The organism is Burkholderia sp. AU6039 (assembly GCF_002223365.1).
Taxonomy (GTDB): domain Bacteria; phylum Pseudomonadota; class Gammaproteobacteria; order Burkholderiales; family Burkholderiaceae; genus Burkholderia.
This window is the reverse complement of record NZ_NKFK01000004.1, coordinates 762,115-773,538: the sequence shown is the minus strand read 5'-3', so window position 1 is coordinate 773,538 and position 11,424 is coordinate 762,115. Positions and strand designations below refer to the sequence as shown.

9 protein-coding genes are annotated in these 11,424 nt (G+C 67.7%); 1 reads left to right on the top strand and 8 read right to left on the bottom strand.

All coding sequences use genetic code 11. The features are described from left to right. Positions 1-6: 6 nt before the first annotated feature. The 5 genes from CFB39_RS16285 to aceK all read right to left on the bottom strand — a co-directional run bounded on the left by CFB39_RS16285 (position 7) and on the right by aceK (position 5,301). Complete coding sequence (locus CFB39_RS16285; protein WP_089473639.1) at positions 7-1,281, bottom strand: dienelactone hydrolase family protein; 1,275 nt, start codon at positions 1,279-1,281, stop codon at positions 7-9. A 106-nt stretch (positions 1,282-1,387) separates the two neighbouring features. Then, positions 1,388-1,825: a YchJ family protein gene (locus CFB39_RS16280; protein WP_089473638.1), complete on the bottom strand. Its 438-nt coding sequence runs from the start codon at positions 1,823-1,825 to the stop codon at positions 1,388-1,390. Positions 1,826-1,870: 45 nt separating this feature from the next. Next, positions 1,871-2,548 carry an SDR family oxidoreductase gene (locus CFB39_RS16275; RefSeq protein WP_089426447.1) on the bottom strand — a complete coding sequence of 226 codons (678 nt, stop codon included), beginning with the start codon at positions 2,546-2,548 and terminating at the stop codon, positions 1,871-1,873. Positions 2,549-2,660: 112 nt separating this feature from the next. After that, positions 2,661-3,428: a carbonate dehydratase gene (can, locus tag CFB39_RS16270; RefSeq protein WP_039346539.1), complete on the bottom strand. Its 768-nt coding sequence runs from the start codon at positions 3,426-3,428 to the stop codon at positions 2,661-2,663. Positions 3,429-3,483: 55 nt separating this feature from the next. Next, positions 3,484-5,301 carry a bifunctional isocitrate dehydrogenase kinase/phosphatase gene (aceK, locus tag CFB39_RS16265; RefSeq protein ID WP_089473637.1) on the bottom strand — a complete coding sequence of 606 codons (1,818 nt, stop codon included), beginning with the start codon at positions 5,299-5,301 and terminating at the stop codon, positions 3,484-3,486. A gap of 304 nt (positions 5,302-5,605) precedes the next feature. Between aceK and CFB39_RS16255 the strand changes: the two genes are divergently transcribed. Next, positions 5,606-6,685: an MBL fold metallo-hydrolase gene (locus CFB39_RS16255; RefSeq protein WP_089431774.1), complete on the top strand. Its 1,080-nt coding sequence runs from the start codon at positions 5,606-5,608 to the stop codon at positions 6,683-6,685. Positions 6,686-6,701: 16 nt separating this feature from the next. Here CFB39_RS16255 and CFB39_RS16250 read toward each other — a convergent pair whose 3' ends face one another. The 3 genes from CFB39_RS16250 to CFB39_RS16240 all read right to left on the bottom strand — a co-directional run bounded on the left by CFB39_RS16250 (position 6,702) and on the right by CFB39_RS16240 (position 11,415). Beyond that, positions 6,702-8,348: an ABC-F family ATP-binding cassette domain-containing protein gene (locus CFB39_RS16250; protein ID WP_089473636.1), complete on the bottom strand. Its 1,647-nt coding sequence runs from the start codon at positions 8,346-8,348 to the stop codon at positions 6,702-6,704. A gap of 199 nt (positions 8,349-8,547) precedes the next feature. Beyond that, entirely contained in the window at positions 8,548-10,143 is a 1,596-nt protein-coding gene (locus CFB39_RS16245; RefSeq protein WP_089473635.1) for an ABC transporter substrate-binding protein, read from the bottom strand. 498 nt (positions 10,144-10,641) lie between these two features. Further along, a complete protein-coding gene (locus tag CFB39_RS16240; protein WP_089473634.1) occupies positions 10,642-11,415 on the bottom strand; it encodes an SDR family oxidoreductase in 774 nt (257 codons plus the stop codon). Positions 11,416-11,424 lie beyond the last annotated feature (9 nt).

Sequence of the window (11,424 nt, the reverse complement as noted above, 5' to 3'; positions counted from 1 at the left end):
CTTGGATCAGCGCGAAGCCAACGCCGGCGTGCCGGTGTCGCGTGCGTTGCCGTCGTCGTTGCCGGCCGTCTGCGTCGCGTCGTTCCACACGACTCGGTCGTTGACCGCATACAGCCGGCACGAACCTGCGCCCTGCTTCGAGCAGTTGTCGAGCGCGAGCGCCATCGGATCGTCGCCGCCTTCGGCCCACGACCACGCGCCTTCCGACGACACCGCGAACGCGCGGCTCGGATGCTGGTTCAGGAAACGGCGGTAGCCTTCTCGGCCGGCTTCGTCGACATACGGCACCGCGTTGACCGAGTCGATCGACGCATAGCCGCTCGCCTTCGGCTCGTGCGGGCTCGCGACCGCGTAGCGCACCGACGTCGGCAAATTCAGCTGCGCGAGGAACGCGTTGACGGCCGGCCACCACACGGGCACGCCGTCGCGATCGACGATCAGCCGGTGCGCGTCGTCCTTGTAGCGGCCGAAATCGATGAACTGGGCCTGCGTGCCGTGCGAAACGTACGCGTCGTGCATTTGCGCGACGAGCCCGGGTGTCCACACCGAGTCATTGTCGCCGTACAGCCACAGCGACCGCACGGCCGTGTGCGCACCGTACTGGTCGAACGCGTCGACGAGGTTTTTCTGCCAGCCGTCGCAGAGGTCCTGGCGCAGCCCGCCGGAGAAGTTGATGATGCCGCGCACGCCCGGTGCGGCTTCGGTGCCGTACGCGACCGATACGAGGCCGCCGTGCGACGTGCCGGCGACGACGATGCGCGACGCATCGACGTACGACTGGTGCGACATGTAGCGCACCGTCGCGTCGACGTCGGCTGCCTGCGCGAGGCCGTTCTTGCCGACGTTGCAGCCTTCCTGCTGGTACGTGCCGTCCGAGCCCGCGAAGCCCTGGCGGTTCGGCGCGATCACCGCATAGCCGCGGCGCACGAATTCGCGCGCGAACGCGAGCGGCCGGCTGCGCGGCTGCTGATGGAGATCGCCGGTGTTCTTGCCGTGGTTGAAGACGACGAGCGGGAACGGGCCGGGCCCGTTCGGCTTGAAGAGCGTGGCCTCGAGCGTGACGGCGCCCGATGCGTCGGCCGGAATGCGGAGGATCTGTTCGTTCAGGTCGGCGGCGACCTGCGGCAGGTTCGAATCGGCGTAGTCGAAGCGTTCGGCGTGGGCGAGCGACCCGCTGGCGCCGGCACCCGTCCCCGTATTGGCGTTCGGCAGCGTACCGGCCTGAGCGGCCGACAGCGCACACGCCGCCATCCATCCCACCAATCCCTTGCTGAACGCCATTCGTAAGCCCTGCCATGCAACATGACCAATTCGAGGTCATCGTAGCCGGACAAAATGGAGTTGTGCAATGCGGGAATTACCCGGCGTCTGACACAGCAACTATTTGTCAACGTTCACTGACTTCGCCGTCGACGTAGCGCCAGAAACCCTGTTCGTCGCGCTCGAAACGGCTCGTCTCGTGGAGCCGGTAAGCGCGTCCGCCCACCTTGTAGCGGGCCACGAACTCGACCTCCGCGTGGCGCTCGTCGAGCGGCGCATGGCGTTTGACCGCGAGGCCGAGCCAGCGCGGCGCGTCGGGCGCTTCGGGGTCGGTGTCGAGATCGGGCGGGCAGGTGCGTGCGGCCCAGGTCGCGCGCAGGTAGTCGGTCGCGCCGAGCACGTAGGCGCTGTACCGCGAGCGCATCAACTCGAGCGCGGTCGGCGCGGCTTCGCCGCCGTCGATGAAGCGGCCGCAGCAGGCCGCATAGCGGGGCGCCGGCGCTTTGCCGGCGGGAGCGGGGGACGCGCCGCCGCACGGGCACGCGTCAGGTCGGGTCAAAATCATGCGAAACAGGAATTAACGACGCAAAGTTGTCGGCTGCCTACCCGCTCACCAGCTCAGCTCGATACCGTCGTACTGGAAGAAACGGCCGTTTGCCTGCGACACGTCCGCGCCGGATTCGGCGATCACGCGGCGCATGCCGGCCACGCTGGTTTCCGGGTCGATCGCGGCCTGCGCGCCGCCCATGTCGGTGCGCACCCAGCCGGGATGGAGCGAAATGCACGCGGCGTGGCGCGTCTGCAGCGACGCGATGCGCAGCGCGTCGTTCAGTGCGGCCTTGCTCGCGCGGTACAGCCAGCCGGTCGTGCCGGTCGCCTCGGCGATGCTGCCCATCCGGCTCGACACGACGGCCAGCACGCCGCGCGCGTCCTCGACGAGCGGCAGCACGATCGGCAGCAACTGCATCGGCCCGCGCACGTTCGTATGCATCACCGCGTCGAAATCCTCGGCGGTGACGGTCTCGACCCCCTCGGTGCGCGGCCCGTACACCCCCGACACCAGCACGGCCGCATCGAGCCGCTCGCCGTCGAGCTTCCAGCCGAGCGCCGCGATCTGCTCGGGCTGCGTGATGTCGAGCGCATGGGCCTGCGCGCCGAGCGCGCGCAGCGCGTCGAGCGACGCGTCGTCGCGCGCGGTGGCGATCACGTTCCAGCCGTCGCGCCGGTATTGGCGGACGAATTCGCGGCCGAGGCCGCGCGATGCACCGACGATCAATGCGGTTTTCATGCCCGTCGCTCCTTTGCTTGGCGCCGCCGTGGCGGCAGTGCCGGGGTCAGATCCGTTCGATGGGTGGCGCAGCGGCACGCCAGCGTAGCGATCCGCTGCGCAGGCTAGCGCGTTACTTTGCGTCGTCGCACGGCTTCAGCGTGGCGGCGACCGCCTGCGCGACGCCTTCGAGCCGTGCGGCGTCCGCCGCGATCATGTCGTTGTCCGGTGCATGCTCGCCGCCGGCGACGAGCGCGGCCACGCAGCGCTTGTAGGTCTCGTCGAGCGCGTCGAAGCTCGACACGGCCATCCCGAGGTTGCGCATCCGGCCGTCATGCACGCCGTACACGAGCCCGTGCACGGTGAGCGACTGGCCGCGCGCCCACGCGTCGTTGACGATCGTCGTGCGGCACACGTTGACGACCTGCTCGATCGCGTTCAGCTCGATCAGGCGGCGATAGCGCGCTTCGCCCACCGGCCATGCGTCGAGCAGCGCCGTGTGGCGTTCGCGCACGTCCTGCACGTGATGCAGCCAGTTGTCGGCGAGGCCGACGCGGCGGTTGAGCAGGGCGGCGTTCACGCCCGAGCAGCCGTAGTGGCCGACCACCATGATGTGCTTCACGCGCAGGATGTCGACCGCGAACTGGATCACCGACAGGCAGTTCAGGTCGCTGTGCACGACCACGTTCGCGATATTGCGGTGGACGAACACTTCGCCCGGCGGCAGGCCGATGATCTCGTTCGCGGGCACGCGCGAATCCGAGCAGCCGATCCACAGATATTCCGGCGCCTGCTGGTGGGCGAGACGCGCGAAGAACTGCGGGTCGTCCTCGAGCTTGTGCTTGACCCAGGCGTCGTTGTTGTCGAACAGGTGTGAAAGCGGATTGTCTTGGGGGTTCATCGGTGTGGATTCCGTTGACGGAAATCGGGTCGCAATCGGTGCGGTCTAGCGGGCGTCAGGCGGCGCGCTGCGCGTCGCCGGCGCCCTCGTTCTGGTCAGTCGCGCCGAAGCGCGCGGGGTAGCGCACGCAAAAGCGCAGCGCGGTGTCGTACGGATAAAAGTCGGGCAATTCGCCCTGGATCAGCTTGTCCTTGCTGGCCTGCCACAGCGCGGGATCGAAAAAGTCCGCGTGATGCTTCATGAAGACGTCGCGCACGCGCGGGTCGCCGAGCAGGAACGGCCCGTAGGTCTCCGGAAAGATGTCGTGCGGGCCGACGGTATACCACGGTTCGCCGGACAGCTCGTCTTCCTCGTTGCGCGGCGCCGGCACGCGGCGCACGTTGCAGTCGGTCAGGTACTCGATCTCGTCGTAGTCGTAGAACACCACGCGGCCGTGGCGCGTGACGCCGAAGTTCTTGTACAGCATGTCGCCGGGGAAGATGTTCGCCTTCATCAGCTCCTTCACCGCGTTGCCGTACTCCTTCACGCCGTGCTCGACGTCGGCATCGGAGCCGTTCTGCAGGTACAGGTTGAGCGGCGTCATCCGGCGCTCGATGTACAGGTGCTCGATCACGAGATTGCCGTCCTCGTATTCGAGCAGCGACGGCACTTCCTTCTCCAGCTCGCGCACGAGCGCGTGGTCGAGCCGCGCGAGCGGCAGCGCGACGCTCGAGTACTCGAGCGTGTCGGCCATCCGCCCGAGGCGGTCGTGGCGCTTCACGAGCTGGTACTTCTCCATGATCTGCGCGCGCGTCGTTTCCTTCGGCGGCGGGAACTGATCCTTGATGATCTTGAACACGTACGGGAACGACGGCAGCGTGAACACGAGCATCACGAGGCCCTTGATCCCGGGCGCGATGATGAAGCGGTCGCTCGAATGCGACAGGTGGTGCAGCAGGTCGCGATAGAACAGGTTCTTGCCCTGCTTCTGCAGGCCGACCGACGTGTAGATCTCCGCCTTCGGCTTGCCGGGCATGATCGTGCACAGGAAGTCGACGTACGCTGACGGCACGCCCATGTCGACGAGGAAATACGAGTGCGAGAAGCCGAAGATGATCATCAGCTGGTCGCGGCGCAGCAGCACGGTGTCGAGCGACAGCACGCCCGGACGCACGTGGCGGATCGGCACCGCGAACGGCAGCACGCGGTCGGCGTTGATGATGCGGCCGACGATGTACGCGCTCTTGTTGCGGAAGAACAGCGACGACAGCACGTGGATCTGGAAATTCGGCGCTTCGTCGAAGTGGCCGAATTCGTCGTGGATCGCCTGCATCACGCACGCGATGTCGCGCGGAAGATCGTCGAACGCCGGCTCGAGCTGGAAGTTCGTGACGATCCGCTCGAGCGTGGTCGCGAGCCCGTCGGTGCCCGGATAGTACGCGCGGTAGGTCGGCTTCGCGGCCGGCTCGTCGTTCTCCAGATACTCGGTCGAGATCGCCGGGCGCACGAAGATGAAATCGTTGCTGAAGTACGAGCGGTGCAGGATCTTGCAGCACACCGAATTGAAGAAGGTCTCCGCGCACTCGGGCTGGCGGTGCGACGTGAGCAGGCCGATGTAGTGCAGCTTGATCTGCTGCCACACTTCGTCGTCGATGTTCTCCGCGTCGTATTCGTCTTCCAGCACCTCGACGCATTCCTTCACGCGATCGTCGTACGACGTGATCCGCTCGCGCGCGAGCCGCTGCAGCCCGTGCCAGTCGCCCTGCTCGTACAGCGTCTTCGCCTCGACGGCCGCGTCGCGGAAGATCCGGTAGTGGCGGTCGAAGTTCTCGAGCATCGTCTGCGCGACGTCGAAACCGATCTGCGAGGACAGCAGTTTGGGGAAGTGATTCATCGCGTGCAGGCTCGTTCGGGAGGGGCTGTAAGCACTCGCCATTTTAGCGCCCAAGCGGGCGGTTCAAGGGCTTTGCGGCAAGGCGCGGCCGGCCGGCAAGCGGCGGGTTGCCCGCCGTTGGGTGCCGTTCGGTGCATCTTCGCGTAAAGATACGGGTACGGAACCGATTCTGGCACGAACTTTTTTTGACGGGCAGCAAGCCGCCGGGCACGCGTTCCTCGGGACGGCGATAGAATCGGCGGAACGCCCGCCGCGGCCTGCCGCCGGCGCGCAATCGCACCGATAACGACGAGACGCCCCACCGATGAACGCACTGGAACACCAACTCGACTATCCCTTCGCCGACACGCTGCCCGCCGCGGGCGACACGTTCGAGGTCGCGCCCGGCGTGCGCTGGCTGCGCATGCCGCTGCCGTTCTCGCTCGATCACATCAACCTCTGGCTGCTGCGCGACGAGATCGACGGGCAGGCCGGCTGGACGATCGTCGATTGCGGGATCGCGTCGGATGCGATCCGCACGCACTGGGAGCAGATCTTCGACACGCATCTCGACGGCCTGCCCGTGCTGCGCGTGCTCGTCACGCACTGCCACCCCGATCACTTCGGCCTCGCGAACTGGCTGTGCGAAGGCGGCGACAAGGGCCGCTGGAACGTGCGGTTGTGGATGACGCTCGGCGAGTACATGTTCGGCTGCCTGATGGCGGCCGGCAACGGCTCGAACGCAGGCGGCGCGGCCGCCGCCGATCACTTCGCGCGCCATGGGCTCACCGATCCGGCCGCGCTCGACAAGCTGCGCAACCGCCGCAACTACTACTCGGATCTCGTGCCGGCCGTGCCGCCGCGCTACCGGCGCCTGCGCGAAGGCGACGCGGTGACGATCGGCGCGCGCACGTGGCGCGTCGTGACCGGCTTCGGCCATTCGCCTGAACATTGCGCGCTGCACAGCGAAGCGGACGGCGTGCTGATCTCCGGCGACATGGTGCTGCCGCGCATCTCGACGAACGTGTCCGTGTTCGACCTCGAACCGGAAGCGAATCCGCTCGCGCTGTACCTGCAGTCGCTCGGCCGCTACGAGACGATGGCGCCCGATACGCTGGTGCTGCCGTCGCACGGCAAGCCGTTCCGCGGCGTGCGCACGCGCATCACGCAACTGCGCGAACACCACGACGCGCGCCTGGCTGAAGTGCGCGTCGCCTGCGCGGAACAGCCGATGAGCGCGGCCGACATCGTGCCGATCATGTTCCGCCGCCGCGAACTCGACATCCACCAGATGACGTTCGCGCTCGGCGAGGCGCTCGCGCACCTGAACCTGCTGTGGCTCGCGGGTGAGCTCGTGCGCGAGCAGGGCGACGACGGTGTGCTGCGGTTCCGCACCGCCGGCTGACACAGTTTCGTTCTCCTCAAGCGACGGGTTCGTAGCGCCACCCGTCGCGATGCCATTGCATCGTGTGCGTCGGGTCGAGCGCCGCGAGAAACGCGGGGTCGTGCGACGCGACCACGATCGCGCCGGGGAAGCCTGCCAGCGCGGTTTCGATCGCCCGCACCGATTCGAGGTCGAGGTGATTGGTCGGCTCGTCGAGCAGCAGCAATTGCGCGGGCGTGCCGCGCCACAACGCGCACGCGAGCGCGGCTTTCAGCCGTTCGCCGCCGCTCAGCTGCCGCGCCGGCTGCGTTGCGCGTACCGCGTCGAGCTGCAACAGCGCGAGCCGACTGCGCAGGTCACCTTCGGCGAGCGGCGTATCGAGCAGCCCCAGTTGCTCGACGATCGAGCGATCGGGATCGAGCAGCGCGAGTCGCTGGTCGAGATACGCGGCGCTCACGTGTGTCGTGCACGCGCCTGAGCGCGGCGAAAGCTCGCCCGCGAGCATGCGTAGCAACGTCGATTTGCCGCAGCCGTTCGGGCCCGTCAATGCAATGCGCACCGGGCCGCTGGCCGACCATGTGATCGCGTCGGCATCGCCGGCGATGCGCCACGGCAGTCGTGCGCGTTCGAACCTGAACAGCTGACGGCGTGCGCTGACCTCGGTGCCCGGCAGCGACACAAGCACGGGCGCATCGGCTTCGACGCGAGCGGCCGCTTCCTGCACGCGTTCGTCGACCGTCGCCTTCGATTCGTTCTGGTGGCGCCGCACCGAGCCCATGATGCTGCGCGCCGCACCCTTGCGACTCTGTTTTGCTCCCGACGACAGGTTGGCCGTCTTCGCGTCGCGCAGCGACGCGGCCGCGTGACGCTGAATCGTGTCGTGTTCCTGTTCGAGCCTGCGCCTGACGCGTCCGCGTTCGGCACGCGCGTTGTCGAGCGCGGACTGCGCGGCATCCTGTTCCGCGTCGCGCTGCGCACGATAGAGCGCGTAGTTGCCGCCGTACGCGCGCACGCCTTGTGGCGTCAGTTCGACGATGCGCTGCACGTCGGCGAGCAGCGCACGGTCGTGGCTCACGATGACGAGGCCCCCGCGCCAGCCGTCGAGCGCCGCGCGCAGCCACGCGCGGCCCGACGCGTCGAGATGGTTGGTCGGTTCGTCGAGCACGAGCAGGCCCGCGTCGGAGAGCAGCGCGCCGATCAGCGCGACGCGCGCGAGCTGCCCGCCGCTCAGTGCCTGCGCGGGCGTGTCGGGTTGCACGTCGTGCAGGCCGGCTGCGTCGAGCGCGGTGCGCAGCCGCTCCGCGAGATCCCAGCGATCGCCGATCAGGTCGAAGTCGTGCGGTTCCGCGCGGCCGTCGGCGAGACGCGCGAGCGCGCCGAGCGGTGCATCGAGCGCGGCGATCTGCGCGACGGTTCGCGGGCCGGCCGATACGCCACCGTAGTCGTGCTGCTGCGCGACGTAGACGACTGGCGTGTGCCGCTCGATCGTCCCCGAACTCGGTGCGCAGCGGCCCGCGATCAATTGCGCGAGCTGGCTCTTGCCGATGCCGTTGCGGCCGACGATGCCGGTCGGCGTGCGATCGATGGAAAGGTCGAGCGAATCGAACAGCGTGAAGCCGTCGTCGAAGCGGAAGGAAACGTGATGAAGCGCGACGAGCGCGCCGGTGGGCGTGGCTGCAGCCATAAGCACCTCCAAAAATGCGTGAAGACCTTCGCGCGCGGCGTGCGTGGCACGGCGGCGAAAACATTTTGGGAAGGCTTAGTTGTTCACTTTGGCTGGCGTCCGGTATGAGGAATAGGCGCGCAGTGTAGCGCGCGCGGCGCGCGGGCCGCAAGCGACGGCCCGACGCACCGTCGCTTGCGCGCCACGCGGGAGGATCGCGTTACTGCACGGCGACGGTTGTGAAGTTCTGCCGTCCGAACGGACTCACGTGATAGCCGCTCACGTTCGTGCGCGTGAGCGCGGCCGCGGTCGGGTAGCCGAGCGGAATCCACAGCGCCTGGTCGTGGATGATCTTCTGCGCGGCTTCATACAGCTTCGCGCGCTTGGCCTGGTCGGCGGTCGACTTGCCGTCGGCGATCAGCTTGTCGAGCTGCGAGTCGCAGAAGCGCGCGAAGTTGATGCCCGACTTCACCGCATTGCAGCTGAACAGCGGCGACAGGTAGTTGTCCGGATCGCCGTTGTCGCCGGCCCAGCCCATGAACAGCATGTCATGCTGGCCGAGCTTCGCCTGCTTGATCAGCTCGCCCCATTCGATCACCTTGACCTCGGCCTTCACGCCGATCTTCGCGAGGTCGGCCTGCAGCAGCTCCGCACCGACCTTCGGATTCGGGTTCAGCACGCTGCCGGTCGGACGCGTCCAGATCGTCGTCGAGAAGCCGTTCGGGAAGCCGGCCTGCGCGAGCAGCTGCTTCGCCTTCGCCGGATCGTACGCATACGGCGCGACGTCCTTTGCGTAGCTCCACGTGTTCGGCGGATACGGATTGTTCGCGGCCGTCGCGGTGTTGTCGAACACGACCTTCAGGTAGGTCGCGCGGTCGAACGCGAGGTTCAGCGCTTCGCGCACCTTGTCGTTGTCGAGCGGCTTCTTCTGCGTGTTCAGCGCGACGAACGCGGTCATGAACGCAGGCGTCTGCACGACCTTCAGCGCGCTTTCGCCCTTCGCGGCGAGCACGTCCTGCGGCTTCGGCGACAGCGCGATCTGGCATTCGCCGGCCTTCACCTTCTGCAGCCGCACCGACGGATCGGGCGTGATCGCATAGATCAGCCGGTCGACCTTCGGCTTCGTGCCCCAGTAGGTTGGGTTCACGTCGTAGCGGATCAGCGCGTCCTTCGTGTAGCTCTTTAGCACGAACGGGCCGGTGCCGACCGGCTTCGCGTTCAGGTCCGCCTGCTTGCCGGCCTTCAGCAGCTGGTCCGCGTATTCGGCCGAGTAGATCGACGCGAAGCCCATCGTCAGGATCGGCACGAACGTCGCGTTCGGCTCGTTCAGCACGAACTTCACGGTGCTGTCGTCGATCTTCGTGACCGACTTCACGAGCTTCACGAGGCCCATCGACTGCGCGTGCGGGAAGCCGCTCGCGCCGGCCACCTTGTGCCACGGATTCGCGTCGTCGAGCATCCGCGAGAACGTGAACACGACGTCGTCCGCGTCGAGCGCGTGGGTCGGCTTGAAATACTCGGTGGTCTGGAACGCGACGTTCGGGCGCAGATGGAACGTGTACGTGAGGCCGTCGGCGCTCGCGTCCCATTTGTCGGCGAGCGCGGGCACGACTTTCTTCGCGGCTTCGTCGTACGACACGAGCGTGTTGAAGATCACGTCGGCCGACGCGTTGGTCGTGACGAGCGAGTTGTACTGCACGACGTCGAAGCCGTCCGGGCTCGATTCCGTACAGACGGTGAGCGGCTTGGCGGCGGCGAGGCCGGGGGCGGCGAGGGCGGCGGCGAGCGTGGCCGCGGCGAACAGCTTGACCTGCATAGGATCTCCCACGTGGCTTGTGTTTTTTGCTGGGTGACGGGATGCGGGCGCGGCCCGGAAGCGGACAGGGCCGGCGCGGCTGGCGAATAGCATACCGTCAAAGCGCGCGGCGCGTGAAAAAAGGCGCCTGAACGCGGCGAATTGGCCGAAAAACGGCTGCGTTCGCGACGGAACGGGTGTTGGGGCGGCAGTGGGGCGGAGGAGGCGGCGGGCGGCGGAACGCTGGCACCGGGGATGCAGGACAGCGGCGCGTCGGGGATGGCGCGGGCGCGGTGTGGGCGTGTCGCGGATCGAATCGTCGAAACGGCCAGGCGGCGGTGCGGAGAAGCGGAGAAGCGGAGAAGTGGAGAAGCGGAGAAGCGGAGAAGCGGAGAAGCGGAGAAGCGGAGAAGCGGAGAAGCGGAGAAGCGGAGAAGCGGAGAAGCGGAGAAGCGGAGAAGCGGAGAAGCGGAGAAGCGGCCCGCGCAGCTTCACGCGGGCCGAGCGCTCACCGGAGCGTCAGTGCGCGCCCGCCTTCGGCTTGCGCGGCGCCTTCTCGAAAAGGCGGTCGTACAGCCAGCGCGGCAACACATGCAGCACTTTCGCGACGACGCCCATCTGCCACGGAATCACGCGGAACGCGTGTTGCCGCGCGATCGCCTGGGCCGCACGCGCGGCGAAGCGGTCGGCGTCCATCAGGAACGGCATCCGGTACGGGTTGTGCGCGGTCATCGGCGTGCGGATGTAGCCGGGCGCGATCGTCACGACGCCGACGCCGGCCGGCCGCAACTCGACGCGCAGCGCTTCGAGATACTTGATCGCGGCCGATTTCGACGCGCTGTACGCGCCGGAGCCGGGCAGCCCGCGCACGCCGGCAACGCTCGCGACACCGACCAGCGTGCCGTGGCGCGTGGCCGTCATCGGGCCGACGAACGGCTCGAACGTCGCGACCATCCCGTAGTAATTGATGTCCATCACGTCGCGGAACGCCGCGAGATCGCCCTGGCCCGTGACGGCGCCCTGGCTGATGCCGGCGTTCGCGATCACGACGTCGGGGCAGCCGTGCGTCGCGATGAACGACGCGGCGGCCGTCGCGAGCGCATCGGCGTCGCGTACGTCGGCGGAATAGACGGAGATGGACAGCTTCGGGAAGCGCCGCGCGAACGCATCGAGGGCATCGGTGCGGCGCGCGACGAGTGCGAGCGTGGCGCCCTGGCGGGCGTATTCCTCGGCCATCGCGAGGCCGAGGCCGCTCGATGCGCCGGTGATGAAGACCTTCAGCGGAGTAGTCATGCCGGCGCG